We start from the raw sequence: 26,472 nt of genomic DNA on the forward strand, positions 1-26,472 counted from the left end.
AAAGAAAAGAAGACCATGACGCGCACATTGTACTTCAATGGCCCGATCCTGACGATGGATGCGGCCAATTCCACACCCGAGGCGGTACTGACCGACGGCGAAACGATCCGCATGACTGGACCTGCGTCCGAGCTGCGCGCGCAAATGCCAGCAGGCACGCAAGAGGTTGATCTGCAAGGCCAGACCCTGATCCCCGCCTTCATCGACCCGCACGGGCATTTCCCCGATCCCGGCTTTATCCGGCTGTTCCGGGTCAATCTTGCCTCGGCCCCCAGCGGCGACTGCCCCGACATCCCGACCGCGCTGGCCCGGCTGCGGGCAAGGGCGGCGGAAACACCTGCCGGGGAATGGGTGATGGGGGTGCTGTTCGACAATACCGCCATCGCAGAGGGCCGGATGCCGACCCGGGCCGAGCTGGACAGCGTGTCCACGGACCATCCCATTTGGGTCATCCATGCCTCAGGCCACAATGGATCAGCCAATTCACTGGCATTGCAGCTTCACGGTGTGAACCGCGGCACGCCCGACCCTTTGGGCGGGCGGTTCGGGCGCGATCCGGAAACCGGCGCGCTGACCGGTCTGATCGAGGGGTTGTCAGCGATGCGCGAGATGGGCGACACCGATTTCCTGATCAGCCGCGAACGGTTCTGGGCGGGTTTCAACAGCTGCCGCGATGAATACCTGTCTTATGGTGTGACATATGCGCAAAACGCCTGGGCCACGCGCAAGATGCTGGAACATTTCGCCTCGCTGCCCGTCGGTCAGGATCCGGGCTATGACCTGATGCTGCTGCCCATCGGCGAGCTGGAACCTGCGCTGACGGATGGTCCCGATGCGCTGGACTGGCCCGGCAATCCGCATTTCACCCTTGGCCCGCGCAAGCTGTTCACCGACGGGGCGTTTCAGCTGCAGACCGCATACCTCAGCGCGCCGTATCACCGGCCAGTGGACCCGGAGCACCCCTGCGGGATGCCCTATGCAGCCGAAGCGGATCACCGCCGCGACGTTAAGAAACTGCATGATCTGGGCCACCAGATCCATTGTCATTGCAACGGCGATGCCGGCGCGCAGATGTTCATTGATGCGGTCGCCGCAGCGCTGGAGACCAACCCGCGGGGTGATCACCGCCATACAATCATTCACGGCCAGGCCCTGCGGGACGACCAGTTGCAGCAGATGGCCAAACTGGGGATCACCGTCAGCTTTTTTCCGGCACATGTGCATTTCTGGGGCGACCGGCATTACGACACGTTCCTGGGGCCGGACCGTGCCGGGCGGATCTCTCCCTGTGCCTCGGCTGAACGGTTCGGTGTACGCTACACCATCCACAATGATGCCTCGGTGACGCCGACCCGGCCGATCCATCTGGCCCATTGCGCGGTGAACCGGCTGACCGCCAGCGGGCGGCGGCTGGGCGACGATCAGCGGATCAGCGTGTTGTCCGCCCTGCGCGCACAGACCATCGATGCCGCCTGGCAGGTTTTCAAGGAGGACAGCCGCGGCTCCATCGAGGCTGGCAAGCTGGCGGATTTTGCAGTGCTGAACCGCAATCCGCTGGAAGACCCTGACTGCATTGAGAGCACCAAAGTAACGCAGACCATCCGCCGCGGCAAAACGGTCTGGATGCAGGGGCAATGACAGGCTTGCAAAAACAACCGCGCATTGCCATCGCCGGTTTCCAGCATGAAACCAATTGCTTTGGCACCACCAAGGCCGGGCTGGCGGAGTTTGAGATGGCGGATTCCTGGCCCGCCATGCTGCATGGGCCCGAAGTGATCTCTGAGACCTGCGGCATGAACCTGCCCGTCGCGGGATTTGCAGCAGCGGCTGAGGCGGCGGGCATGGCGCTGCTGCCGGTTTTATGGGCTTCGGCGGAACCGTCAGCACATGTGACGGACCACGCCTTTGAGACCATCTGCGGCAAGCTGCTGGATGGTTTGCGCGCTGCCGGGCCGCTGGACGGAGTATTCCTGGACCTGCATGGGGCAATGGTCACGGAAACACATGCGGACGGCGAGGGCGAGATCCTGCGCCGGGTGCGTGCCCTGGTAGGGCCGGACCTGCCCATCGTGGTCAGCCTGGACCTGCACGCCAATATCTCGGCGGCGTCGGCCGATCTGGCCTCTTACATTGCGATCTTCCGGACCTATCCGCATTTGGACATGGCAGAGACCGGCGCGCGCTGCGTGCCGGTGCTGCAGCGGCTGCTGGCGGGGGAGCGGCTGTGTAAGGCGTTCCGGCAGATGGATTATCTGATCCCCCTGCATGCGCAATACACCGGCGCAACACCCGGCAAGCAGCTGTATGCATCTCTGCCGCCGCTGGAGCAGGGCGGGGTTGTTGCGGATATTGCTCTGGGGTTCACCGCGGCGGATTTCCCGGACACACGGCCCTCATGCGTTGCCTATGGCCCAACAGCTGCGGCGGCAGAACAAGCGGCTGACCGTATCGCGGTGCTGTTCGCCGAGTTGGAATCGCAGTCGGAACACCCGATGCTGACGCCGCAGCAGGCCGCGGCGCTTGCCTGTCAGCCGCGCGCGGGCAAGCCGGTGGTGCTGGCGGATGTGCAGGACAATCCGGGTGCGGGCGGCACCTCGGACACCACGGGATTATTGGCAGCATTGGCCGAGGCGGGTGCGCAAGGCGTGCTGATGGGGCTGTTTCATGACCCGCTTACAGCAGAGGCGGCGCATGAGGCCGGGCAGGGGGGCATCTTTCGCGCCGCCCTTGGCGGGCGGTCAGGCACCCCTGGTGATCAGCCCTATGAGGCAGAGTTTCAAGTGGTGGCGCTTGGCGATGGCATGTGCCGTTACACCGGCGCAATGTATGGCGGCGGGGTTGCCACGCTGGGCCTCACGGCGGCGCTGCGGCTGCATGGGGCCGAGGCGGATATCACGCTTGTGGTGACCAGCGTCCGCAATCAATGCCTGGATCTGGCGCATTTCACCCATATCGGGCTGCAGCCAAAGGGTTTCCGCACCATCTGCGTCAAAAGCACCGCCCATTTCCGCGCCGATTTCGAGCCGGTGGCGAGTGCGGTCTATCCGGTCGCGGCACCAGGTGTGTTCCCCTGTGATCTGGGTTCGTTTCCCTACAAAAACCTGCATCCGAACGTAAAAGCCGCCCCTGCAAAAGCCTGAGGCTTGTTGCACGGGCGGAGTTTGCAAGCGGCCATAAGACACCGCTTGCGGGGGAGGATCAGTCGTCGTCTTCGCCGTTCTGGTAGGGCACCACCAGCGTCGGGATCTGCGACCGGCGCAGCACCCGTTTGGCAACAGTGCCCAGGAAGGTATGGGAGAACCCGTGATCATGGGCGCCCAGCACAATCAGATCGCAGCCCAGCTCAACCGACCGGCGCAGGATCACCTCTGCCGGGTGGCCGTCGGTCACCTCGACCGAGGTGACCTGATCGCGGATCTTGGCATCATCGCCTTCCAATGCAGCCCAGAACCGGGCCTGCCGTTCGGCCAGCACCTTTTTCACCATCTCGTGCCGCCGTTTGGCCGCTGATTTGCGGGTTTCGTCGTTCAGCACAAACATCTCGAAGGTGATCCTGGCATCATCCGAGATCGGCTCATTCACGTGCAGCACGTGGATTTCCGCCCCCGTCGCCTGCGCCAGACTGGCCGCATGGCGCAATGCGTAGGGCGAGTTCTGCGACAGATCGGTGGCAAACAGGATGTTGGTGATCATCGGTTTCATATCAGATCCTTTCACATCAATAGCCAAACAGCCGCGGCAGCCATAGCGAGATTTCCGGGAAGAACGCGATAACGAAAATCGCAATCGTGTTCACCGCTGCAAAGGGCAGGGCGCGCAACGATATCTGCTCGATCGAGATGTTCGATATGCCCGAGGCAATGAACAGGTTTTCCCCCAACGGCGGTGTCTGGAAACCGATACCCAGCGTACAGACCATCACCACGCCGAAATGGATCGGGTCGATGCCGACCGAATAGGCCACCGGCAGCATCACCGGAACCAGGATCAGGATGGTTGCCAGGGTTTCCATGAACATGCCGACAAACAGCAAAAAGAAGATGATCAGCGCCCAGATCACATAGAGGTTCTGGGTAAAGCTCAGCATGCTGTCGGCAATGATTGCCGGGATCTGGTTTTCCACCAGCAGCCGGCCGAACACAGTGGCAGTGAACAGGATCAAGAGAACACGCCCCGTCAGCCAGGTGGTGGCCTCCAGCGATTGGAACAGCGACGACCAGGTCAGCTCGCGGTAGATGAAGACACCAACCGCCAGCGTATAGAAGATCGCGACAATGGCGGCCTCGGTCGGGGTGAAGAAGCCGGTGTAGATACCGCCCAGAATCACCAGCGGCGCCATCAGCGACCAAAAGCCCCGGTACATCTCGCAGCCGACATTGCGGAACGACCAGCCCTCAGCCATGCCTTTGTAGCCGCGCTTTTTCGACATGAAGTAGTTCAGGATCAAAAGGCTGGTGGCAATCAGGAAGGCGGGCATAAAGCCGGCAATGAACAGTTTCGAGATTGAAACCGACTGGAAAGTGCCGAATTTCTCGACCGCTTCCGGCGGCGGCGCCATGCCAAGGGCGGCAATGCCGAAAATCACCATCGGAATAGACGGCGGGATGATGATGCCGAGGCCGCCCGACGATGCGGTGACTGCCGAGGCATAGCCTTTTTCATAGCCGCGGTCGATCATCGCCGGGATCATCAGCATGCCAACGGCGGCCGTGGTGGCCGGGCCGGAGCCGGAAATGGCGCCAAAGAACAGGCAGGCCATCACGGTGGCGGCAGAAATACCGCCGGTGAACGGCCCGGCCAGGCTTTCAGCGACATTGATCAGGCGTTTCGAGATCCCCGCAGCCTCCATCAGCGCGCCGGCCAGGATGAAGGCAGGCAGCGCCATCAGCGGGAACGAGCCGACCGAGGTAAAGGCGATCTGCACAAATTTGATCGGGTTCTCATCCAAGTACAGGAACGACACCAGCGAGGCGACGCCAAGCGCCACCGTGATCGGAGCGCCCATCAGCAACAGCACCAGGAACGATCCGAACAGAATTGAGACGATTTGAGTTTCCATGTTTTTCTCCCTGTCCGGCGCTTACTTGCCGCGCTCTGCTTCGGTGGCAGCCTTGATTTCATCAAGGTCGATCTGATCGGGGTCGTGGATTTCCTCGCCCTTGATCAGCTTCTTGTAGTTCACCTGCAGAATACGGATGGTCATCAGGGTGAAGGCGATTGGCAGCACCATGTAGACGTATTTCATCTCGACGCCCAAAGTCTGGGATTTCCAGAACTTGTTCATCTTGTTGAAGACAAAGTCGTAGGCCAGCCAGATGAAATACACATTGAAGAAGATCCAGAACAGATCTGCAAAAGCTTCGATGTATTTGATGTAGCGTTCGGGCAGGAATTTGAATTGAAACGTCACCCGGTTGTGTGCGCTTTTCAGGGCCGCATAGCTGGCACCAAAGAAAACAAACCAGACGAACATGTAGACCGACAGTTCTTCGATCCATGAAAATGAATGGCCGAACACCTCGCGCGAGACGATCTGCACAAACAGCAGAATGACAAAGCCGGACAGCAATAGGCGGCAGATATAGCTTTCTATATTGTCCAGAAATTTCCAGAACATTGTGTACTCCTCCCCTGTGCAAAGCAGCGCACGAGGCGCTGCTTTGTTATTTTTTATATATTTACCAGAGGCTTACTGAACCGGATCACGGCCGATGGTGGTCAGCACCGTGTTCAGCTTCTCGACGCCGCCGATGGAGTCATAGAACTGCGGCCACACAGCTTCGGTTGCCAGCTTGATGAACTCGGCCTCATCATTTGCCGGATCGTCGATCTGCATGCCCTTGGCCAGCAGCCCTTCTTTGATCTCGGCTTCGATGTCGCGCAGATACTGCGCCGATTTCACGGTGGCTTCCTTGCCCGCTTCGATCAGGATCTGCTGGTCTTCTTCGGACAGGTCCTGGAACACCGCCTCGGAGACGATCAGCGGCTCGATCGAGAAGATGTAGCGCAGGTTGGTCACATATTCCTGCACTTCATAGAACTTCATCGCGTTGATGGTGGTGTAGGGGTTGTCCTGGCCATCGACAACTTTGGTCTGCAGACCGGTAAAGGTCTCGGACCAGGCCATCGGGGTCGGGTTGATGCCCCAGGACTTGTAGGTCTCGATCATGATTTCGTTCTTGGGAACGCGGATGACCAGATCCTGCAGGTCGGCAACATTGGTGACCGGTTTCTTGGAGTTGGTCAGGCGGCGGAACCCGGTGTAGGTCCAGGCCAGGATGCGCACGCCGGCATCGCGGATGGTGTTTTCGGTCAGTTCCTGGCCGATCGGACCCTGGGTCAGTTTTTCCGCATCTTCCAGCGACAGGATCACATACGGCAGGGTGAAAACGCCGACCGACGGCGAAAACGGTGTGACGTTGTTGATTGCCAGCAGGGACATGTCCAAGGTGCCGATTGCGGCCTCGTTCACGGTGTCCTGCTCCGAGCCCAGCTGACCGTTGAGGAACATGGTGCCGGTATGCGCACCGCCGGATTTTGCTTCCAGCGCTTCAATGAAAAACTTGCCGGTGCCTTCCTGCGAGCTGCCGGCGCCGTCGCCCACCGCAATCTTAAAGTTTTTGGCGGATACAGCGCCGGTGGTCAGCATCGCGGCGGCAGAAACGGCTGCGGTCAGCGTGCAGACCTTTTTGAGAAATGACATAACTTCCTCCCGTATTGTCATCTTGAAGACAAGGCGCGCGCTGGCACGCCCTCCATAGCGCTTGCACCAGTCCGATCCTGCCTTGCTGGCGAGAGGCTACATTGCGTTTCATGTTTCTAGAATGTAAACTTCTGATATCAAGGTTTCACAAATATCGAACTTTAAGATGAGCCGCAAAACACACGTCAAACATGTCGCCGATGCCGATCTGAAACTGCTCAGGGTGTTCAGGGCCGTGGCCGAAAGCGGCGGGCTGGCCGCCGCCGAGACCGAGTTGAACATCGGCAAATCGACCATTTCAAAATACATCGCCGACCTGGAGCTGCGGCTGGATCTGAAGCTGTGCAACCGCGGCCCGGCGGGGTTCTCTTTGACGGACGACGGCAGCAAAGTGCTGAAATCCGCTGAGGGACTGCTGACCTCGGTGTCGGATTTCCGCGCCGAAGTGAACGAGATCAAGCAGCAGATGGCCGGCACCATCCGGATTGCCCTGTTCGACCAATGCGCTTCCAACCCCGAAGCCTTTGTGCCGGGCGGCATCCGGGTCTTTAACAAGGCCGCGCCTGCGGTGGAGATCGAACTGTCGCTGGAGCCGCCGAACCTGATTGAAACCAAGGTGATCAGCGGCCAGCTGGATATCGGCATCCTGGCGCTGCACCGGCCTTCTCCCAGCCTGGACTACATGCCCCTGTATGGAGAAAACATGTTTCTTTATTGCGGCAAGGGCATCCGTTCTTTGACTGCGACCACACCAGCCTGGGCCTGCGGGATGTGCAGGCGATGAATTATGCAGGCATCCGGGTAAATTCACCCAACCTGCATGTGGGGCAGAAACTGGGCTTCCGCCGCTCTGCCAAGGTGCAGAACGAACAGGCGCTGGCGATCCTGATCATGTCGGGCAGCTATCTGGGATTTCTGCCGGATCACCTGGCCGCCGGTTTTGTCGGCAGCGGCCTGATGCGCAAAGTCCTGCCCAGAGATGTCTTTTACCGCAGCCAGTTTGCCGCCGTCACCCGCAAGCGGCCCGCGGTAAACCGTATCACCAAACTGTTTCTGGACACGCTGGTTGCGGCGCACTCGGGGCAGGCCGCAGAGGTTTGATGCCGCTCAGCCGCCGCGCAGCTGCTCCGGCAAAATCCGACGCAGATCAACCCGAACCGGCCAGTTCCGGCCGCTGACCCCGGGCCTAAATGATGTCCAGCGACACCTTGACCCGGTCCATTACAACCGACGAGGTAAAGCGGCTGACATTGGATTCATCAAAGAAATACTCCTGGGTGAAGGCCTCATATTCCTTGATATCGCCCACGATGATCACAAGGATGAAATCAGCCTCGCCAGTGGTGTAATAGCATTGCTGCACCTGACTGGCCTGGCGCATCTTGCGCTTGAAGGCGTCCAGATGCATCCGGCTTTCGCGCTCCAGAACCACTTGCACGATCACTGTCATCTCCCGCCCCAGCCGGGCCGGGGACAGAATGGCGATTTCCTTTTCGATCACACCGGTATCGCGGAGCTTTTTCAACCGTTTCTGCACCGCCGGTGCCGACAGGCCGATCTCATGGCTGATGGCTTCGGCGGTCAGTTGCGCGTTGGACTGTATCAGCCGGAGGATATCGTGGTCTTTTTCATCCATAGCTGATTTTTCCCCTGCTTCGGCAGGAATGACAACTCGAATCCGCAAGACCGCGGACACACGGGGCTGGAAGATCTGCAGCCATCGCGCTCAAAGACGCGCGCGAGAACCCTGATTTAACGGGGAATTTGCGGCGGGTGGCCGTCGCCGACCGGATGGTGTCTGAGGTCTGCGTCAGCTGCCACAACAGCCATGCCGCCTCCCCGAAAACCGATTGGCAGCAGGCGGTCTGGACATCGCCATTGCCGAGGCGGACCGGCTGGATGAAATCGGCGCAATTGGCAGAACACTTGTGGAAATACAGGGGGACCTGAAAAAGGCCCGCAACGCCGACCAGAAACGTGCGGAAACACAGCGCCAGCAACAAAAGGTGGTGGACAGCCAGCGCACCGGGTTGTCGCGCCTGTCCAAGGGCGACTTTGCCTTCCATCTGACCGGGACCTTTCCGGAAGAACATGAAGAGCTGCGCCAGGACTTCAACCTGACCTCCGAAACGCTGAGTTCTACTGTCGCCCAGGTGATTGAGGCGGCAGGCGGCATCCGCAATGGCGCTGCTGAGATCAGCCAAGCGTCGGACGATCTGTCGCACCGCACTGAAAGCCAGGCCGCCACGCTGGAACAGACCGCCGCGGCGCTGGATGAGCTGACCGCTTCGGTCAAATCCGCTGCCGAAGGCGCCAGCAGCGTTGAAACCACCATGGCGGAGGCACGCTTGCAGGCCGAATCCAACCGCAGCATTGTGCAAAATGCCGTCACCGCCATGGCGGAGATCGAACAAAGCTCGAAACATATTTCGCAAATCCTCAGCGTGATCGACGACATCGCTTTCCAGACCAACCTTTTGGCGCTGAACGCCGGTGTCGAGGCAGCACGCGCGGGCGAGGCCGGTAAGGGTTTTGCGGTGCTCGCCTCCAAGGTGCGGGCGCTGGCGCAGCGCTCATCAGATGCGGCGATGGAGATCAAGACGCTGATCGGCGACAGTTCAAGACAAGTAGAGCGCGGTGTCGATCTGATCGGCAAGGCAGGCGAGGCGCTGCAAAGCATTGTCGAGCAGGTCACCCTTACTTCTCAGCTGGTATCCGGCATTGCCGAAGGTGCGGCCGGGCAATCGACCGGGCTGAACGAGATCAACACAGGTGTCATCCAGTTGGACCAAGTCACCCAGCAGAACGCAGCCATGGTGGAAGAGGCCACCGCAGCCGGCCACATGCTGAACACTGATGCCGGCAAACACTCGGAACTGGTGGCGCATTTCCGGGTATCCGGCGGCAGTGCTGCCCCCGCTCCGGCCATCGCTGCTCTCCAGCCGGGGCCTTCTGCGCATAGTGATGATTACTGGGAAACCGAGACCAGCCCGGCGCCTTGCGCGGCTCCCGAAACCGGCCGCGGAAATGCCGCCCGTAATCTCTGGCAGGAATTCCAGCGCCGCCTTGACAGCACCGCACCCGATGGTGCCGCGTTCCCGGCTGCCGCCTTCGGACGGCCAGGGGAACGATTCTCCGCGGCCCGCGCACCCGCAAAAACGCCTCGCAGAAAGTTACCCGGCCTTTGCGGGCGCTTAACCCAAGGGCAGCTTGAGGCCGGGGCACTCCATGCAAGATCCCCAAATTCGAATGTGTTCCTACATGACGGTTTGCGCCACCCAGGCTTGTATTTCTGGAACACATACGGTGGCAAACACTAGAATAATAAGGGGAAACCCGCGACAGCCACCGATGGGATCTGAAATTCAAATTTGCGGCATCAAGTTTCCCGGAATTCCGGAAAACTTCATTTGCGATAGGCTTGCGGTACACACTTTTTCAGGACTTTCCTGATTAACACTCCTATAGGCCCCGGCTGCAACCGGTGCGCCGCCGCTAGCAGGAGACCTTCGCCAATGCCCCGGACCACGAAATTGCCGCTCAAGCTGAAGCTGCCGCTGATCATGGTAGCGCTGACCGGGGCCTTCCTCGTTACCGTGTCACTGCTGGTTTATTCAATGGCTGAGCGCAGCATCCGGGAAAACGCCTTTGCCGCGCAAAAGATAGAAGCCAAATCCGGCGCTCAGGCGCTGGAATTCCTGATCAGGGCAGCCCGGTCCGATGTTTCCAGCCTGGCCGGCCAGCCCGCAGTATTCCGGGCGATCGGCAACTTCGAACGGGTGATCGGCATGGTCGAAGAAGACGACCCGATCGCCTATCTGAAACAGACCTATGCCGCAGAAAACCCGCATCCAGCGCAGCAGCGCGAGGAGCTGACAGACGCGGGCGACGGCAGCTATTACAACCAGTCGCATGTCACCTATCACCCCACTTTCCTGCAAAGCCTGCGCCTGAACGGCTATCAGGACCTTTATCTGATCAGCGCCAAGGGGCAGGTGGTCTACTCGGTCAAAAAGCAGGATGACTTTCTGACCGGCATCGCGCCGGATGCGGACAGCGGACTGGCCCAAGCATTCAAAGCCGCACTGCAGGCAGAGGCCGGCACGGTGGTCGCCGCAGACTTTGCCGCCTACAGCCACAGTCCCGATGGCGTTGCAGCCTTCCTGGCCGCGCCCGTCTTCTCCAAACGCAAACAGATAGTCGGCGTTATCGCCGTGCAGCTGGGCACCAAGGGCGTCGTCACTGCGCTGACCAGCAATCTGTCGGGCGGCACGCATCAGAACATTTTTGTTGCCAGCAGCGACGGCCTGGCCCGCAGCCCGTCCTCGGTTGAGGGACTGTTCCCGGTGCTGCAGAAAATGCCGGACACGCCGCAGATCCAGGCCGCCAAGGCGCGCGAAGCCGGCCAGTTTGAGGCGGTTGCCTCCTCTCTGGGCGAACGCGCCATTGCCCTGGTGATGCCGCTGGAGCTGCCCGGCTTTGACTGGTCGCTGGTACTGGAAACCGACGAACACACTGCCTTTGCCGTGGTTGAACGCATCCGGCTGATTGCCGCCGGGCTGATCGGCGCCGCTCTGCTGGCAGCCATCGGCGTGTCCTGGCTGGCGGCGCGCAGCGTCACCCGCCCGATCCATGCCCTGCGCGAGGCCACAAATGCGCTGGCGGACAACAACTATGACACCGACATACTGGGCCGCGACCGCGGTGACGAACTGGGCGACCTGGCCCGCAGCCTTGACAGTTTCCGCGGCAAGCTGAAGGAGGCCGACGCCGCAGCGGCGCGCGAAGTCGAGGCCGCCCGCCACACCGCTGCTGTGGTCGACAGTATGAGCGCAGCCTTGTCCGAGCTGCAGCGCGGCAACCTGACCTGTGACATTCAGGCGCCTTTTGACGGGCATTACGAGACCTTGCGGGAAAACTTCAACCGCAGCCTTGACCGGCTGCGCGGGTCTATGGGCGACGTGGTGGAGGCGGCGGAAAACGTCGGGCGGTTCTCCGAGGAACAACGGGGCGCGGCCACAGAAATGGCCCATCGCACCGAAAGCCAGGCAGCGACGCTGGAAGAAACCGCCGGCGCCATCCGCGAGCTGACCGGCGGTATCCGCGACACCGCTGACCAAGCGGGCCGGATGGATGAAACCATGCGCGGCGCCCGCAGTGAAGCGGAACAAAGCACCGATGTGGTGACCTCTGCGGTGGCGGCGATGGACCAGATTCAGGAAGCCTCGTCTGAGATTTCCAAAATTATCAACATGATCGACGACATTGCCTTCCAGACCAACCTGCTGGCCCTCAATGCCGGGGTTGAGGCCGCCCGCGCAGGCCCCGCCGGCGCAGGCTTTGCCGTGGTCGCCTCCGAGGTGCGCGCCCTGGCGCAACGGGCCTCAAATGCGGCCGGACAGATCAAGGGACTGACCTCCGCCAGCGAGGAACACGTGGCAAATGGCGTCGCGATGGTGGGCCGTGCGGGGGACGCGCTGACCAGCATCATCGAACAGGTCTCGGCGGTATCCGGGCTGGTCACCGACATTGCCGACGGCGTGCGCACCCAATCGCGCGGGCTGGAAAAAATCGACGGCGCCATGCACCAGCTGGACAATATGACTCAGCAGAATGCCGCCATGTCCGAGGAAGCCGCGGCTGCCAGCCAGCTGCTGCAAAATGAATCGCACAGCTTGACTGGTATCATTGGCCGGTTTGATCTGGGCAGCGGCAGCGCCGCCCCCGCAGCCAGCCACGAAGTCAACAACGCCCCCGGCCGCCTGAGTGCCTAATACCAAACCTGACTGGCTGATGTTCCGCCTCCGCCAGTCAGAAGACAACCTGTAAACCGGCTGAATATTTCACATAAGTCTGATTATAGGCTTCTTCTATGTACGCTGGGGCACATTCTAAACTGGGCTGCGAAATTTCCCCTATCTTTCTGGAAAGCAAGAAGAATGAAAGATGGCGCATAGAGAGCTAAACCTGCGTGAACGGCGCGCGGTAGAAGATATGTTGAATGCCAAGACCCCTGTGCGTGAGATCGCGGCAGAAATCGGCAGGCATGTTTCAACGGTTTACCGAGACATCAAACCCAACGGCTACGCGCTCCTAAAATCCCGCCTTGCCGCCACGTTTCCTGATGACCGGCAAAAATATGCAGCTGGGAAGGCGAACTTCATTAAAGGGGTTCCATCCGGGAAAACCCATTAGCCGACTTGACCAGTTTTAGCTCAGAGCTAGCTGACGGTCTTCCCTTATCCCGCAAGGCTTATCAGCCCTTCGGTATTTGAGGTCTCCGGGCTGCCAAGCCTTGTTCCTGTTGCGCTATGCGGTGACAGTCCTGCTTTGCGCGGCCAGTGGCATTTCTGAATGGGGTTTACAATCTAAACCCCTAGAAACCGGTCCGCCACTTCTGCCGGCAGTTCGCCGATGCCACCGCCCCAAGCATTGCTGCCCTTGTTCAGGATCACCGCACGGTCTGCAATAGCCGACAGTTCCTTCAGCGACTTGTCCACCACCAGAATGGCCAGCCCCGCCTCACGCTTGAGGCGCCCAATCGCGGCCCAGATCTCCTGCCGGACTACAGGCGCCAAACCTTCGGTTGCCTCGTCCAGGATCAGCAGACGCGGGTTGGTCATCAGGGCGCGGCTTATGGTCAGCATCTGCTGCTCGCCGCCCGACAACGATCCGGCTTTCTGGCTTCGCCGTTCCTCCAGCCGCGGAAACAGCTCTGCTGCTTTCTTGAAATCCCACGGGCCAGGGCGTGCTGCAGCCGTCAGGTTTTCTTCAACCGTCAGCGGCGCAAAGCAGCGCCGTCCTTCGGGCACCAGCCCGATACCCAGCCGGGCAATCTTGTATGAAGGCAGCCGGCGCAGGTCGTGGCCGTCAAACCGCAGCTCTCCCTTGGTGGCTGCAAGCATGCCGCAAATTGTCTTGATGGTGGTGGATTTGCCCATGCCGTTGCGGCCCATCAACGCCACCACTTCGCCCTCGGCGATGTCCAGATCGACCCCGAACAGCGCCTGCGCCGGGCCGTAGGCGGCTTCAACCCCTTGTAAAGACAGCAGGCTCATACGGCGTCCTCCTCTCCCAGATAGGCACGGCGCACATCGGCATTGGCGCGGATGTCATCGGCGGTGCCGGTTGCGATGATCTGGCCGTAAACCAGCACGCTGATCCGGTCGGCCAAGGCAAAGACCGCGTCCATGTCATGCTCCACCAAAAGGATCGGCGCCTCCTGCCGCAAGCCGTCAAGGAAGCCGGTCAACGCCTTGGAGCCTGCGGACCCAAGCCCGGCCATCGGCTCATCCATCAGGAACAATTTTGGCTGCAGCGTCAGCGCCACGGCGACCTCCAACTGGCGGCGCTGGCCGTGCGACAGGTCGGCAGTGCGGCGATGCGCGTCCTGTGCCAGCCCGACCCGCTCCAGCGCGTCGCCTGCCTGCTCCAGGAGTTCCGGATCCTTCATCACGTTGCGAAAGAACCGGAACGGGCCGCCCCTGCCCCCCAAAGCGCCCAGCACAGCGTTCTGCAGGACGGTGTAGTCCATCGCCAGCGCCGAGATCTGGAACGTCCGCCCCAGCCCCATCCGCGCCCGCGCAACGGTATTCAGCGCAGTCACATCCCGCCCCAGCAGCTCCACCGCGCCGCTGTCGGGCTGCAGGTTGCCCGCAATTTGCTTGATCAGGGTGGATTTTCCCGCGCCATTGGGGCCGATCAGCGCGTGGATTTCGCCCGCCCGCAGGTCCAGCGAGACATCGCGGCTCGCCTGCAGCGCGCCAAAGCTCTTGTTCAGGCACTTGGTTTTCAGAACCGTTTCAGCCATGCGCCTTCTCCCGTCCGGCAATGGCTCCGATCAGCCCGCCGCGGGCAAACAGCACGATCAGAAGCAGCAAAACGCCCAGGAAGATCTGCCAGTAATCGCTGATCCCGCCCAGAATATGCTCCAAGAGGATGTACAGCGCAGCGCCCGCCACCGGCCCGTACAGCCGCCCGACACCGCCCAGGATCACAAAAATCATGATCTCACCGCTGGTGTGCCAGCTGAGCATGGTGGGGCTGACGAACCGGTTCAAATCGGCAAACAGCGCCCCTGCCAGCCCGGTGACAGCACCGGAAATCACAAAGGCGGTCAGCCGCAGGGTAAAGGGCGTGAGGCCCACTGCCTCCACCCGGTCCTCGTTCTGGCGCGCAGCGGCCAGTGCCAGCCCAAAGGGTGAGCGCGCAAGCCGGGCGGCAAAAAACAGCGCGCCGCACAGGATCACATAGGCAATGGCAAAGAACTGGATCGGGTCCAATGTGTTCAGGCCCGGGAAGTCATTCCTGACCCAGATCGACAGCCCGTCCTCGCCGCCATAGGCGCTCCAGCTGATCGCGAAGTAATACAGCATCTGACCGAAGGCCAAGGTGATCATGATGAAATAGACGCCCGAAGTGCGCAAAGACAGCGCGCCGATCACCAGCGCCGCAAGCGCGCTGAACACCACCGCCACCAGCCAGATCAGCGGCATCTGGTTGCTGCCTTCAAACAGGAACGGCCAGTCAAACAGCGGCTCATAGTTCTGCGCATGGGCGGCAAGAATGCCCATGGCATAGCCGCCAATGCCGAAAAACGCCGCATGGCCAAGGCTGATCAGCCCGCCCTGCCCCAGCGCGATGTTCAGCCCCACCCCGGCCAGCGCCAGGATCGCAGCCTTGGTTGCCAGGGTGATGATGAACGGCTCATCCAGGCTCCACGCTGCCAGCGGCACAATCAGCAGCGCCGCAATCATTGCCCAGTTCAGCAGGGTTTCGCGGGTCAGCATCATGCGCTCCCTCCATAAAGGCCCGAGGGGCGCACCAGCAGAACCGCCGCCATCAGAATGTAGATCAGCATCGAGGCCAGCGACGCACCCGCCGAGGCCGCACTGGCAGGCTCCATGAACAGGGTGAAAAGCCGCGGCAGGAACACCCCGCCCAGCGTGTCGGTCATCCCCACCAGCAGCGCGCCGGCCAATGCGCCCTTGATCGAACCGATGCCGCCGATGACGATCACCACAAAGGCCAGGATCAGCACCGGCTCGCCCATGCCGACCTGCACCGATTGGATCGCGCCCACCAGCGCGCCGGCCAGACCGGCCAGTGCGGCGCCAAGGGCAAACACCAGCGTGTAGAGTTTGGAGATATCGACACCAAGGGCGGCAATCATCTCGCGGTCGGCTTCGCCTGCGCGGATCTGGATGCCAATTCGCGTGCGGGCGATCAGCAGGAACAGGCCCGCGGCGATGGCCAGCCCAATCAGGATGATCGCCAGTCGGTACAGCGGGTATTCAATGCCGCCCGGCAGGGTAACCGGCCCCGACAGATAAGACGGAACATCCAGAAACAGCGGGAAAGATCCGAACAGCCAGCGGGTGCCTTCGGAAAAGATCAGGATCAGCGCAAATGTCGCCAGCACCTGATCCAGATGGTCGCGCCGGTACAGGCGGCGGATCACCACCAGCTCCATCAGCGCCCCGGCTGCGGCGGCAGCGGCAAGGCTGGCGATCAGCGCCAGCAGGAACGAGCCGGTCCAGCCCGCCACCGCGGCAGCTGCAAAGGCGCCCACCATATAGAGCGAGCCATGGGCCAGATTGATCAGCCCCATCACCCCGAACACCAGCGTCAGCCCGGCGGCCATCAGAAACAGCATGACGCCGAACTGCAGCCCGTTCAGGATCTGCTCCAGAACTAGAATATAGGTCATTTGAATTTCCGAAGGGGTAGTTTTGCCGCGGCGGAGGCGCTGTGGCGCCTCCGCTTGACGGTCTGTCTTACATCTTGCACTCGCCGGCGTAAGCGTCGGCGTGATCGCTCAGCCCGGTGGCGATGATCTTGTTGGTAAAGACATCACCTTCCTTGATCACTTCGCGGACATAGATGTCCTGCACCGGGTGATGGTTGTCACCGAATTTGAAATCGCCGCGAACCGATGCGAACTCTGCCGCCTTCAGTGCTGCACGGAAGGCATCCGCATCGGAGGCCTCAGCCTTGTTCAATGCGCTCAGGATCAGGTTGGCGGTATCAAAGCCCTGGCTGGCATAAAGCGAGGGCAGACGGCCGTATTTTTCCTGAAAAGACGCAACAAAACCGGCATTGGCCGCGTTGTCGATGTCCTTGTTCCACTGCGAGGTGTTTTTGACCCCCAGCGCGGCGTCGCCCACCGCCTGCAGGATGCCCTGATCAAACGAGAACGCAGGACCAACCACCGGCAGGTCCACACCGCTGCCCGCATATTGCTTGAGGAAGGAAATCCCCATGCCGCCGGGCAGGAAGAAATAGACCGAGTCAGCACCGGACGCGCGGATCTGCGCGATCTCAGCAGCATAGTCGGTCTGACCCAGCTTGGTATAAATCTCACCGGCCAGTTCACCGCCGTACATCCGTTTGTAGCCGGTCAGCGCGTCCTTGCCCGCCGGGTAGTTCGGCGCCAGAATGAAGCTGTTTTTCAGATCTGCCTCATTGGCATAGGCACCCGCGGCCTCGTGCAGGTTGTCGTTCTGCCAGGCGACGTTGAAGTAATTCGGATGGCAGCGCTTGCCCGCCAGCGCCGACGGTCCGGCGTTCGGCGACAGGTAGAACACACCCTGCGCAGTGGCAGCGGGCACCACCGCCATCGCCAAGTTGGACCAGATGATGCCGGTCAGGATATCCACCTTTTCGGACTGGATCATCCGGTCAGCGATCTGCACCGCGGCATCGGGTTTGCGCTGATCGTCCTCGATCACCACCTCGACACCGTCGCGGCCGTCCTGTTCGATTGCCAGCATAAAGCCGTCGCGCACGTCCACACCCAGCCCCGCGCCGCCGCCGGACAATGTGGTGATCATGCCGATCTTGGTGTCAGCCTGGGCCGCAGCCGCCAGCGCCGGGACTGCTGCTGCCATGGCGAGCATCCGAATGGTCTTCATTACGTCTTTCCTCCCAGTACATACCCTGGACCGAAGCCAGGGTTTTGGATCAAATGCTTGCGACTTTAACGCCGCCCCGGCAGAAGCCAAGACCCGCTGCAGCCTGCATCTCCCCGGCTGATCTTCCGCCAGCCCTTGATACGAGCCTACGCAGGCTTGAAGATTTATTTCAAGTATAAAATATATAGGGCAACAATGTTGTCCTGCCGGTCCGGAACCGTTTCGAAAACCGGACCCGGGCTGCGAGGGGCCAGCCCCTCGCGCTCCCCGGAGTATTTGGAGAAAGATGAAGAAGGGCCGGCCGCCTAGGTCAGCCCGGTCCAAAGTAGGCCGCCAAATGGTCGATCAAGGCGCGGATCCGCGCCGTCAGATGGCGGCTGGGCGGGTAAACAGCGTAGAGCGTGATCGGGTCGGTTTCCTGTTTTTCGAACAGCACTTGCAGTCTGCCGTCCTGCAAAAACGGCAGTGCAGTATAGTGCGGGCAACGGGCAATCCCCAGGCCGCTGGACGCCATATGGGCCACCGCACGCGGTGAATTGGCGCGAAAGCTGCCGCCGACAATTATGGTACGCTGCCGGTCCTTGCGGCCAAAGGTCCAGGCATCCGGCTGCGGCGAGGTCATCTGCAGCAGGCAGTTGTGGGTGGCCAGTGTTTCAGGTTCGGCGGGGGTGCCCTGTGCCGCCAGATAGGCCGGCGACGCCACCACCACCAGCCGCATGGCGCAGAGTTTTCGGGCTACCAGCGTCGAATCCTTGAGGGTTCCAAAACGGACCGCCAGATCCACCCCCTCCTCCAAGATAGGCAGATGGCGGTCGGACAGAACCAGCTCAACCGTCACTTTGGGGTGCATCTGCTGGAACGGCTGCAGGGCTTCGACCAGCTCGCGGCTGCCAAAGCCGGTGGGGGCGGTGATCCGGACCGGGCCTGCCAGCTCTTGCTGGCGCAGCTGCACCACATCCTCCAGCTCGTCGAACTGATCCAGCAGCGGCAGGCAGCGCTCCAGATAGGCGCGGCCCGTGTCGGTCAGCGTCACCTTGCGGGTGGTGCGGTTCAGCAGCTGCGCACCCAGCTGCTCCTCCAGCCGGGCGACATATTTGCTGGCCAGTTTGGTGCTGATCCCCAGCTGCAAGGCACCGCTGGTAAAGGAGCTTTGCGCCGCAACCGCCGCAAAGGTGCGCATGCAGTCCAATTTGTCCATCACGTCTCCCCCGGCGCGGCGTTTTATGAACCCTGCATACACAATCAATCGCCAAAAGAGAATATTATCGCCTATGCCTGCGGCCGCTATCTTGCCTGTGTCTTCAACACCTCATGGCACATGCCACAGAAAAGGACCCCGAAACATGTCGCATTCCATCCGCATTCACAGCTTCCCCCTCTCCGGCCACGCCCACCGGGTGGAGCTGTTCGCCAATCTTGCCGGCATCGCCCACGAGGTGATCAACGTCGACCTCGCAGGCGGCGAACACAAGCAGCCCGCCTTCCTGGCGCTGAACCCTGCCGGCCAGGTCCCGGTGATTGAGGACGGCAGCACCGTCATTACCGATTCCAACGCCATCCTGGTCTATCTCGCCCGGAAATACGCGCCGTCCTGGCTGCCGTCCGATCCGGTTCTGGAAGCGGAAGTGCAGAAGTTCCTAACCTTGGCCGCGGGCGAAATTGCCTTTGGACCCGCTGCAGCGCGGCTGATCACCGTCTTCAACGCAGCCCTGGACGCGGAGTTCTGCGCCACCGTCGCCGCCCGTGTGCTGGGCAAGATCGATGCCCATATGGAAGGCCGCAGCTTCCTGGCCGGCGACGCCCCCACAATCGCCGACGTGGCGGTCTACTCTTATGTGGCACACGCGCCCGAGGGCGGTATCTCGCTGGAACCCTACCCGAATGTGCGCGCCCATCTGGCCCGCATCGAAGGCCTGAACGGTTTCAAGCCGATGCCCGCCACCAAGGTTGGCCTGGCGGCCTGACCCCTTGCGCGGCGGCTCCTTTGGCGGCTGCCGCCTCTTTCTTTCAGCAAACAGGAGGTTTCCATGACTCCCTTTGACGCAGACAGCCCCTCTCCCTTTCATGAGGGCGAGCAGGAAATGCAGCGCCGTGCGGGCAAGCGCGACGCAATGGAAGCCTTCGCCCGCCGGGTGATCCGCCCCTTTATGCCCGATCAGCACCGGGAATTTTATGCGCAGCTGCCGTTTCTTGCGGCAGGCGCGGTGGATCATCAGGGCTGGCCCTGGGCAAGCCTGCTGAGCGGCCCGCCCGGCTTTGCCGCAACGCCGGATGCGCGGCATCTGCATGTTTCGCTGAGCGGCGGCACAGGGGATCCTGTCCATGCCGCCATCCGCAAAGGTGCCCCCTTGGGGCTGTTGGGGATCGAGCTGCACAGCCGCCGCCGCAACCGGGTCAACGGCCGGGTCATTGCTGCCGCGCGCAACGGGTTTACCCTGCGGGTCGATCAGTCCTTTGGCAATTGCCCGCAATACATCCAGCTGCGGGACTTGAAGCCGGCAGAGCCGCAGCCGCCGGCCAAACCGCAGCGCTTTGACAGGTTTGACAGCGCCCATTCTGCGCTGATTTCCGATGCCGACATGTTCTTTGCCGCCAGCCATGTGCCTGCAGCGGATCACCCTGAACGCGAAGGCGTCGATGTCTCGCACCGGGGCGGGCGGCCCGGCTTTGTCCGCATCGACGGCAACACCCTCACCATCCCCGACTTTCCCGGTAACAACCATTTCAACACGCTGGGAAACTTCCTGCTGAACCCGCGCGCGGGCCTGGCCTTTGCGGATTTTACCACCGGCAGCCTGCTGCTGCTGACCGGCACGGTTGAACTGCTGGGCGAAGACCACCCGGATGTCACCGCCTTTCACGGCGCCGAGCGCGGCTGGCGCTTCACCCTGCGCCAAGGCGTCTGGCTGGAGGGCGCTCTGCCCTTCCGCGCCGAACGCGGTGATTTTTCACCCAACTCAGGTTTGACGGATACCTGGGCCGAGGCCGAGGCCCGCAAAACCCTGGAAACACAGCGCAGCACCTGGCGCCGCTTCCGGATTGCGCGTGTCGAACAGGAAAGCACCTCAATCCGCTCCTTTTACCTGCAACCGGAGGATGGCGGCCCGCTGCTGCCGTTTGAGGCTGGCCAGTTCCTGACCCTCCGCGCCACGCCGCCCGGCGCTCAAAAACCGCTGTTGCGGACTTACACCGTGTCTTCTGCGCCAGGCGAAGGCCACTATCGTATCTCGGTCAAACGCGAGGAGAACGGCACCGTGTCCCGCCTGCTGCATGACGCACTGCAGCCGGGTTCGGTGATTGAGGCCAAAGCCCCGCGGGGCGCGTTCTTTCTGGATGCCTCAGACCGGCGTCCCGCACTTCTGGTCGCAGGCGGCGTTGGGATCACCCCGATGATCGCCATGGCCCGCCACGCCATACGCGAGGGGCTGCGCACCCGGCATCTGCGCCCGCTCACCATCCTGCACGCAGCCCGCACAGTGCAGGAGCGCGCTTTTGCCCGCGAATTCCGTGCATTAGAGCAGGCCTCTGGCGGGCAGATCCGCTATTTCTCCCTGATCAGCACACCTGCAAGGGGCGAAACCGAGGGCCGGGATTTCGATCTGCCAGGCCGGGTCAATGCTGAAATTCTGCAACAGCTGCTGCCGCAGGAAGGGGCTGATATCTATCTCTGCGGTCCCGGCGGGTTTATGCAAGCTGCCTATGACGGCCTCCTCAGTCTTGGGGTTGATGACACGGCCATCCACGCCGAGGCGTTCGGGCCGTCCGCCTTGGCGCGCACTGCAGATGCCCCGCCTGTCCAAGAAACTGCCCCAGAAACGGAAACCGCCATTGTCCGCTTCACCAGATCCGGATTTGAACAACCATGGACCCCTGCAGACGGCACCCTGCTGGAACTGGCTGAAAACCATGGCCTGACGCCCGAATTCAGCTGCCGATCCGGCAAGTGCGGCAGCTGCAGCACCCGGCTGCTGGCAGGCAAGCTCGCCTACCGAACCCCGCCTTCTGCCGAACCTGTGGAGGGTGAAGCTCTGATCTGCTGTGCCGTCCCTGCCACTGGTGCAATCGAACTGGATTTGTGACCCGGCCCCGCTCCTGACCCCGCTGCGCACGATTTTTCTGGACAAGACTGTCCAGGATCGCCGATCAATTGGACAGGAGTGTCCAAAAGGCGGATTCGGAGGGGCCCGGCCCCGCGGCAGCAGACAGGGAGCAAGCCCATGAAGTCGCACTATCGTGCCGTTGTTATCGGGGGCGGCGTTGTCGGCGCCTCGGTCCTTTATCACCTGGCGAAATTCGGCTGGACCGACGTCTGCCTGATCGAGCGTTCGGTGCTGACCGCCGGGTCCAGCTGGCACGCCGCGGGCGGGTTTCATGCGTTGAACGCCGACCCGAACATCGCCTCTTTGCAGGCCTACACAATTGACCTGTTGTCCGAGATCGAACAGGAATCCGGCCAATCCGTCGGCATGCATATGACCGGCGGCATGACCCTGGCAGGCACCCCGGACCGCTGGGAATGGCTGCAATCGGCCTACCGCACCTTCCAATCCATCGGCATCGACGACTGCCGCCTGATCACCCCGCAGGAAGCGGGTGAGCTGTGTCCGATCATGTCCACCGAAGGCATCCTCGGCGGCATGTGGGCCGACCGCGAGGGCTATGTCGACACCACTGGCACCGTGCATGCCTATGCGGGTGCTGCCAGGAAACGCGGTGCGGAAGTGATTGAACACAACCGCGTGCTGGAACTGCATCAGGTGGACGATGGCTGGCAGATCGTCACCGAAAAAGGCACCATTCACGCCGAACATGTGGTCAACGCCGCCGGTCTTTGGGCCAAGCAGGTGGGGCGCATGGCGGGCGTAGACCTGCCGGTCTCGCCGCTGAACCACCACTATCTGATCTCCGACACCATTCCCGCGCTGGAACAGCTCGATTTCGAGGTGCCGATGACCGTGGACCTCGAAGGCTTCACCTATATGCGGCAGGACCAAAAAGGCATCCTCTTGGGTATCTACGAGATCGACCATCAGCATTGGATGATGGACGGCGCGCCTTGGGAGTATGGCTTTGAGCTGCAGCAGGAAGACCCTGACCGGATCGAGCGCGAACTGACGCTGGGCTTCGAACGCTACCCGGCGCTTCAGACCACCGGCGTCAAGACCTGGGTCAACGGCGCCTTCACCTTTGCCCCGGACGGCAACCCGCTGGTCGGCCCGGTGCGCGGCAAGCCCGGCTACTGGTGCGCCTGCGGCGTGATGGCGGGCTTCCTGCAAGGCGGCGGCGTCGGCAAATCGCTGGCTGAGTGGATGATCCATGGCGAGCCGGAGGCCGATGTGTTCGGCATGGATGTGGCGCGTTTCGGCGACTACGCCCAGAACAAGCGGTTCATCAAGGAGACCACCGGCCAGTTCTACACCCGCCGCTTTGTGATGACCTACCCGAACGAGCAGCTGCCCGCAGGCCGCCCGCTGAAGAAGGCCCCCGCCTATTCGGACATGACCCGCGCAGGCTGCCGCTGGGGCGCCAGCTACGGGCTGGAAATCCCGCTGTACTTTGCTCCGTCGGAGGACTTCACCGAAACCCCGACCCTGAAACGCTCCAATGCCTTCGGCATCGTCGCCGAGGAATGCAGGGCGGTGCGCGAGGCCGTGGGACTGCTGGACATCTCCGCCTTCTCCCGGTTTGAGGTCTCGGGTACGGGCGCCGAGGCTTGGCTCAACCGCATCATGGCGTCAAAACTGCCCAAGCCGGGCCGCGCCAAACTGGCGCCGATGCTGTCATCCGAGGGCCGCCTCAAGGGCGACCTCACGGTGTTCAACTGGGGCGGCGGAACATGGTGGATCATGGGCAGTTACTACTTGCGCGAATGGCACATGCGCTGGTTCCAGGATCATATGGGCGAAGGGGTCGAAATCCGCGACGTGACCGATGCCGTCACCGGCTTCAGCCTCTCCGGCCCGAACAGCCGCAAGATATTGGAAAAGCTGACAGACGGCCCCATCGCCGACCTGCCCTTCATGGGCTGCGGCACCTTCGACATCGGCATGCTGCGCCTCAAGGTTGGCCGCCTCTCTGTCGCGGGCGAACTGGGATACGAACTTCACTGTTCCGCCGCCGAACACATCACCCTGCGCGAGACCCTGCTGACGGCTGGCGCGGACCTGGGGCTGCGCGAAATCGGCTTCAACGCGCTGCTTAGCCTGCGGCTGGAGAAAAGCTTTGGCATCTGGAGCGCCGAATTCACCCAAGGCTACACCGCGGCGCAGACCGGCATGGACCGCTGGATCGACTGGCACAAGGACTTCATCGGCCGCGCCGCCGCGCTGAAGGAACGCGAGACCGGCGGCCCGGCGCAGGTTGTTGTGACCTTGGAAGTGGAGGCCGCGGACGCCGATGCCAGCGGTTACGAACCGGTCTGGCAGGGCGGAACCCGCGTCGGATTTGTCACCTCCGGCGGCTATGGCCACAGCACCGGAAAATCGCTGGCAATGGCAATGGTGGACCGCGACGCAGCCGTTGAAGGCACTGACTTGACCCTGCACATCGTCGGCCAGGAACGCGCCGCCCGGGTGATAGCCCCTTCCCCCTATGACCCCTCCGGCACAGCGATGAGAGGCTGACCCGATGACCCTTGAGAACGAAGGCAATACCCGCGGACGCCGTCGGACCCGCAAAACCGCAGCCGGGCCTCGCCGCAGCGCAATGTGAATTACCGCCAGCTGAAAAACCCATTTCCGCTGATGGAGGTGTTCCCGGAGCATCAGATCGCGGACATGCACGAAACCGCGCTGAAGATGCTCGAGGAACTGGGCATGAAGGTGCTGTTGCCCGAGGCGCGCCGGATCTATGCCAAGGGCGGTGCCCGCGTCGATGAAGACAGCCAGATGGTCTATATCGGCCGCGACATCATCGAGGCGGCGCTGGCCACCGCGCCCCGATCAATCACCTGCCGGGCCGGGGCACGGGAGCGCGACATCACGCTGGAGCTGGGCAGCCTGGTGTTTCAGGCCGGTGCAGGCGCGCCCAATGCCACCGATCTGGAGCGCGGACGCCGCCCCGGATCAGCGCAGGATTACCTGGAATATCTGCAGCTTACCCATCACTTCGACGTCTTTCACATGATCTCCCCCCAGGTGGAGCCGCAGGACGTGCCGATGCATCTGCGCCACTATTTCACCACCGAGGCACAGATGACGCGCACCGACAAGTTCCCCTTCATCTTCTCACGCGGGACGCCGCAGGTGATGGATTGTTTCGAGATGATCCGCGATTTCCGCGGGCTGTCGGATGCGGATTTCCGGTCTGAGCCGCGCTGCTACACCATCATAAACACCAACAGCCCGCGCACGCTGGACATTCCGATGGCGCAGGGGCTGATCGACTTTGCACGGCACGGCCAGGTTTCGATCATCACGCCCTTCACGCTGATGGGGGCAATGGCACCCATCACCGTTGCGGGCGCCATCACCCTTAGCCATGCCGAGGTGCTGGCGGCCCTGACGCTGACCCAGCTGACCAACCCCGGCGCACCGGTCTGTTACGGCACCTTCACCTCCAACGTGGACATGAAGTCCGGCGCGCCTGCGTTCGGCACCCCGTCGCATTTCCAGGCGTCCTTGGCGGCAGGCCAGCTGGCGCGCTTCCTCGGTCTGCCCTGGCGGTCCGCCGCAGGGTCGGCCTCAAACAGCAATGACGTGCAGGCGGCAAATGAGAACCAAATGGGCCTTTGGGGCTGCCTGATGGCAGGCGCTACGGTGATCATCCACTCGGCCGGCTGGCTGGAGGGCGGGCTGTCAGTGTCTTATGAAAAGCTGATCACCGACGCCGAAGTGCTGAACATGATTGCCGAGCTGTGCGCCGGAGCCCAGGCCGGCACGGACGAGATCGGCTACGGCACTGCGATCAAAGAGGTGGAGCCAAGCGGCCATTTCTTTGCCACTCCCCAGACCATGGCGCGCTATAATACAGAATTCTACGAACCCGTGGTGCATGACTATGCCAATTTCGGCACCTGGAGCGAGCGCGGGGCGTTGGACGCCAACCAGCGCGCAACCCGGGTCTGGAAGGACATCCTGGCCCATGATAACCGGCCCAAGACTGACGACACCCGCGTTGAGGCTTTGAAAAGCTTCATCGCCAAGCGCACCGCCCAGGGCGGCGCACCGCCGGAGAGCTGACATGGCCAAACGCGCCGCCCCGGTGCTGCACCGGGACAACCCGGACAAGGAACCCCTTAGCGGCCATGTCAAAGTGACGCCCGAGGACTGGCTGAACGTGGCCCGCGACCTGCTGATCAGCGACGGGGTGGCAGGCGTCAAGGTGCTGGCCATCGGCGAGCGGCTGGGCGTCTCGCGCTCCAGCTTCTACTGGTATTTCAAAAGCCGCAAACACCTGCTGGAGGCCCTGCTGGACGATTGGGAGACCCGCAACACCGATCCGATCCTTACCCATTGCGAATTGCCGGCCGCCAATATTTCCTGGGCGGTCTGCAATTTCTTCCGCTGTTTTGTCGATCCGGAGCTGTTCGACGCGTCGCTGGACTTTGCGGTCCGCGAATGGTCGCGGCGCGACGGCAACGTGCGCAACCGTATCGATGCGGCGGATGCGCTGCGGCTGGAGGCGGTCACCGCCATGTTCATGCGCCACGGGTATGCGCCGTATGAGGCCGATTCCCGCGCCCGGATCCTGTACTTCATGCAATGCGGCTACCACGCGCTGGAGGTGCGCGAACCGATGCAGGCCCGCACCGCGCGGCTGGAAGGGTATTTGCTGGGATTCACCGGGGCAGAGCCTGATCCGGAGGCGGTCGCGGCCGCCCGGGCCTTTGCCGAGGGTAAGATGGCCCCCTGACAC

22 protein-coding genes and 1 pseudogene are annotated in these 26,472 nt (G+C 62.0%); 12 read left to right on the forward strand and 11 right to left on the reverse strand.

Translation table 11 applies throughout. The features are described from left to right. Positions 1-15 precede the first annotated feature (15 nt). Together ETW23_RS22845 and ETW23_RS22850 are read left to right on the forward strand one after the other, a co-directional pair. Entirely contained in the window at positions 16-1,638 is a 1,623-nt protein-coding gene (locus tag ETW23_RS22845) for an amidohydrolase (protein WP_134831546.1), read from the forward strand. Continuing rightward, positions 1,635-3,140, forward strand: a complete 1,506-nt coding sequence (locus ETW23_RS22850; protein WP_134831547.1) for a M81 family metallopeptidase — start codon at positions 1,635-1,637, stop codon at positions 3,138-3,140. Before ETW23_RS22845 ends, ETW23_RS22850 begins: the two co-directional genes overlap by 4 nt. A gap of 58 nt (positions 3,141-3,198) precedes the next feature. Here the strand turns inward: ETW23_RS22850 and ETW23_RS22855 are convergent, their stop codons facing one another. The 4 genes from ETW23_RS22855 to ETW23_RS22870 form a co-directional block, all read right to left on the reverse strand. Then, entirely contained in the window at positions 3,199-3,702 is a 504-nt protein-coding gene (locus tag ETW23_RS22855) for a universal stress protein (protein ID WP_129373028.1), read from the reverse strand. Between the two features lie 16 nt (positions 3,703-3,718). Then, positions 3,719-5,059 carry a TRAP transporter large permease gene (locus ETW23_RS22860; RefSeq protein ID WP_129373027.1) on the reverse strand — a complete coding sequence of 447 codons (1,341 nt, stop codon included), beginning with the start codon at positions 5,057-5,059 and terminating at the stop codon, positions 3,719-3,721. 21 nt (positions 5,060-5,080) lie between these two features. Beyond that, positions 5,081-5,617: a TRAP transporter small permease gene (locus ETW23_RS22865; RefSeq protein WP_129373026.1), complete on the reverse strand. Its 537-nt coding sequence runs from the start codon at positions 5,615-5,617 to the stop codon at positions 5,081-5,083. 72 nt (positions 5,618-5,689) lie between these two features. Then, positions 5,690-6,703 carry a TRAP transporter substrate-binding protein gene (locus ETW23_RS22870; protein ID WP_129373025.1) on the reverse strand — a complete coding sequence of 338 codons (1,014 nt, stop codon included), beginning with the start codon at positions 6,701-6,703 and terminating at the stop codon, positions 5,690-5,692. A 166-nt stretch (positions 6,704-6,869) separates the two neighbouring features. Here ETW23_RS22870 and ETW23_RS22875 point away from each other — a divergent pair, with 166 nt between their 5' ends. Further along, positions 6,870-7,487 (forward strand): LysR family transcriptional regulator, encoded by a 618-nt coding sequence (locus ETW23_RS22875; RefSeq protein WP_254695252.1) that lies wholly within the window; start codon positions 6,870-6,872, stop codon positions 7,485-7,487. Further along, complete coding sequence (locus ETW23_RS26420; protein ID WP_254695253.1) at positions 7,484-7,804, forward strand: substrate-binding domain-containing protein; 321 nt, start codon at positions 7,484-7,486, stop codon at positions 7,802-7,804. The genes ETW23_RS22875 and ETW23_RS26420 overlap by 4 nt, the downstream gene beginning before the upstream one ends. Before the next feature lie 85 nt (positions 7,805-7,889). Here ETW23_RS26420 and ETW23_RS22880 read toward each other — a convergent pair whose 3' ends face one another. Next, complete coding sequence (locus ETW23_RS22880; protein ID WP_129373023.1) at positions 7,890-8,339, reverse strand: Lrp/AsnC family transcriptional regulator; 450 nt, start codon at positions 8,337-8,339, stop codon at positions 7,890-7,892. A gap of 208 nt (positions 8,340-8,547) precedes the next feature. Here ETW23_RS22880 and ETW23_RS22885 point away from each other — a divergent pair. The 3 genes and pseudogenes from ETW23_RS22885 to ETW23_RS26425 form a co-directional block, all read left to right on the forward strand. Beyond that, positions 8,548-9,759, forward strand: a pseudogene (locus ETW23_RS22885) (methyl-accepting chemotaxis protein); the annotation flags it as partial. Positions 9,760-10,218: 459 nt separating this feature from the next. Next, positions 10,219-12,477 carry a methyl-accepting chemotaxis protein gene (locus tag ETW23_RS22890; protein WP_134831549.1) on the forward strand — a complete coding sequence of 753 codons (2,259 nt, stop codon included), beginning with the start codon at positions 10,219-10,221 and terminating at the stop codon, positions 12,475-12,477. A gap of 172 nt (positions 12,478-12,649) precedes the next feature. Further along, entirely contained in the window at positions 12,650-12,898 is a 249-nt protein-coding gene (locus ETW23_RS26425; protein ID WP_247676892.1) for a helix-turn-helix domain-containing protein, read from the forward strand. A gap of 173 nt (positions 12,899-13,071) precedes the next feature. On the opposite strand, the gene ETW23_RS22900 is transcribed toward ETW23_RS26425, so the two are convergent. The 6 genes from ETW23_RS22900 to ETW23_RS22925 form a co-directional block, all read right to left on the reverse strand. Beyond that, the gene (locus tag ETW23_RS22900; RefSeq protein WP_134831550.1) at positions 13,072-13,761 is read right to left on the reverse strand and encodes an ABC transporter ATP-binding protein; all 690 of its coding nucleotides are present in this window, start codon (positions 13,759-13,761) and stop codon (positions 13,072-13,074) included. Further along, positions 13,758-14,513 (reverse strand): ABC transporter ATP-binding protein, encoded by a 756-nt coding sequence (locus ETW23_RS22905; RefSeq protein WP_134831551.1) that lies wholly within the window; start codon positions 14,511-14,513, stop codon positions 13,758-13,760. Before ETW23_RS22905 ends, ETW23_RS22900 begins: the two co-directional genes overlap by 4 nt. Beyond that, the gene (locus ETW23_RS22910) at positions 14,506-15,489 is read right to left on the reverse strand and encodes a branched-chain amino acid ABC transporter permease (protein ID WP_205879978.1); all 984 of its coding nucleotides are present in this window, start codon (positions 15,487-15,489) and stop codon (positions 14,506-14,508) included. The genes ETW23_RS22905 and ETW23_RS22910 overlap by 8 nt, the downstream gene beginning before the upstream one ends. Positions 15,490-15,491: 2 nt before the next feature. Then, the gene (locus ETW23_RS22915; protein ID WP_129373018.1) at positions 15,492-16,412 is read right to left on the reverse strand and encodes a branched-chain amino acid ABC transporter permease; all 921 of its coding nucleotides are present in this window, start codon (positions 16,410-16,412) and stop codon (positions 15,492-15,494) included. A gap of 67 nt (positions 16,413-16,479) precedes the next feature. Then, positions 16,480-17,616, reverse strand: coding sequence for an ABC transporter substrate-binding protein (locus ETW23_RS22920; protein ID WP_134831553.1), 1,137 nt, complete (start codon positions 17,614-17,616; stop codon positions 16,480-16,482). Between the two features lie 310 nt (positions 17,617-17,926). Next, complete coding sequence (locus ETW23_RS22925) at positions 17,927-18,814, reverse strand: LysR family transcriptional regulator (protein WP_134831554.1); 888 nt, start codon at positions 18,812-18,814, stop codon at positions 17,927-17,929. A 145-nt stretch (positions 18,815-18,959) separates the two neighbouring features. On the opposite strand from ETW23_RS22925, the gene ETW23_RS22930 reads away from it, so the two are divergent. The 5 genes from ETW23_RS22930 (at position 18,960) to ETW23_RS22950 (ending at position 26,469) form a co-directional block, all read left to right on the forward strand. After that, positions 18,960-19,580 carry a glutathione S-transferase family protein gene (locus ETW23_RS22930; protein WP_129373015.1) on the forward strand — a complete coding sequence of 207 codons (621 nt, stop codon included), beginning with the start codon at positions 18,960-18,962 and terminating at the stop codon, positions 19,578-19,580. A gap of 63 nt (positions 19,581-19,643) precedes the next feature. After that, complete coding sequence (locus tag ETW23_RS22935; RefSeq protein ID WP_134831555.1) at positions 19,644-21,695, forward strand: pyridoxamine 5'-phosphate oxidase family protein; 2,052 nt, start codon at positions 19,644-19,646, stop codon at positions 21,693-21,695. A 138-nt stretch (positions 21,696-21,833) separates the two neighbouring features. Then, positions 21,834-24,239: an FAD-dependent oxidoreductase gene (locus tag ETW23_RS22940; RefSeq protein WP_134831556.1), complete on the forward strand. Its 2,406-nt coding sequence runs from the start codon at positions 21,834-21,836 to the stop codon at positions 24,237-24,239. Positions 24,240-24,323: 84 nt separating this feature from the next. Beyond that, on the forward strand, positions 24,324-25,796 hold the full coding sequence (locus ETW23_RS22945; protein ID WP_134831557.1) for a trimethylamine methyltransferase family protein: 1,473 nt from the start codon (positions 24,324-24,326) through the stop codon (positions 25,794-25,796). 1 nt (position 25,797) lies between these two features. Further along, a complete protein-coding gene (locus tag ETW23_RS22950; protein ID WP_134831558.1) occupies positions 25,798-26,469 on the forward strand; it encodes a TetR/AcrR family transcriptional regulator in 672 nt (223 codons plus the stop codon). Positions 26,470-26,472 lie beyond the last annotated feature (3 nt).

This window comes from Leisingera sp. NJS201, assembly GCF_004535885.1.
Lineage (GTDB): Bacteria > Pseudomonadota > Alphaproteobacteria > Rhodobacterales > Rhodobacteraceae > Leisingera.

Excerpts from the sequence above, each read along its gene's own strand:
- ETW23_RS22845 (WP_134831546.1), top strand. The coding sequence starts at position 16 with ATGACGCGCACATTGTACTTCAATGGCCCGATCCTGACGATGGATGCG.
- ETW23_RS22850 (WP_134831547.1), top strand. The coding sequence starts at position 1,635 with ATGACAGGCTTGCAAAAACAACCGCGCATTGCCATCGCCGGTTTCCAG.
- ETW23_RS22855 (WP_129373028.1), bottom strand. The coding sequence starts at position 3,702 with ATGAAACCGATGATCACCAACATCCTGTTTGCCACCGATCTGTCGCAG.
- ETW23_RS22860 (WP_129373027.1), bottom strand. The coding sequence starts at position 5,059 with ATGGAAACTCAAATCGTCTCAATTCTGTTCGGATCGTTCCTGGTGCTG.
- ETW23_RS22865 (WP_129373026.1), bottom strand. The coding sequence starts at position 5,617 with ATGTTCTGGAAATTTCTGGACAATATAGAAAGCTATATCTGCCGCCTA.
- ETW23_RS22870 (WP_129373025.1), bottom strand. The coding sequence starts at position 6,703 with ATGTCATTTCTCAAAAAGGTCTGCACGCTGACCGCAGCCGTTTCTGCC.
- ETW23_RS22875 (WP_254695252.1), top strand. The coding sequence starts at position 6,870 with ATGAGCCGCAAAACACACGTCAAACATGTCGCCGATGCCGATCTGAAA.
- ETW23_RS26420 (WP_254695253.1), top strand. The coding sequence starts at position 7,484 with ATGAATTATGCAGGCATCCGGGTAAATTCACCCAACCTGCATGTGGGG.
- ETW23_RS22880 (WP_129373023.1), bottom strand. The coding sequence starts at position 8,339 with ATGGATGAAAAAGACCACGATATCCTCCGGCTGATACAGTCCAACGCG.
- ETW23_RS22890 (WP_134831549.1), top strand. The coding sequence starts at position 10,219 with ATGCCCCGGACCACGAAATTGCCGCTCAAGCTGAAGCTGCCGCTGATC.
- ETW23_RS26425 (WP_247676892.1), top strand. The coding sequence starts at position 12,650 with ATGGCGCATAGAGAGCTAAACCTGCGTGAACGGCGCGCGGTAGAAGAT.
- ETW23_RS22900 (WP_134831550.1), bottom strand. The coding sequence starts at position 13,761 with ATGAGCCTGCTGTCTTTACAAGGGGTTGAAGCCGCCTACGGCCCGGCG.
- ETW23_RS22905 (WP_134831551.1), bottom strand. The coding sequence starts at position 14,513 with ATGGCTGAAACGGTTCTGAAAACCAAGTGCCTGAACAAGAGCTTTGGC.
- ETW23_RS22915 (WP_129373018.1), bottom strand. The coding sequence starts at position 16,412 with ATGACCTATATTCTAGTTCTGGAGCAGATCCTGAACGGGCTGCAGTTC.
- ETW23_RS22920 (WP_134831553.1), bottom strand. The coding sequence starts at position 17,616 with ATGAAGACCATTCGGATGCTCGCCATGGCAGCAGCAGTCCCGGCGCTG.
- ETW23_RS22925 (WP_134831554.1), bottom strand. The coding sequence starts at position 18,814 with ATGGACAAATTGGACTGCATGCGCACCTTTGCGGCGGTTGCGGCGCAA.
- ETW23_RS22930 (WP_129373015.1), top strand. The coding sequence starts at position 18,960 with ATGTCGCATTCCATCCGCATTCACAGCTTCCCCCTCTCCGGCCACGCC.
- ETW23_RS22935 (WP_134831555.1), top strand. The coding sequence starts at position 19,644 with ATGACTCCCTTTGACGCAGACAGCCCCTCTCCCTTTCATGAGGGCGAG.
- ETW23_RS22940 (WP_134831556.1), top strand. The coding sequence starts at position 21,834 with ATGAAGTCGCACTATCGTGCCGTTGTTATCGGGGGCGGCGTTGTCGGC.
- ETW23_RS22950 (WP_134831558.1), top strand. The coding sequence starts at position 25,798 with ATGGCCAAACGCGCCGCCCCGGTGCTGCACCGGGACAACCCGGACAAG.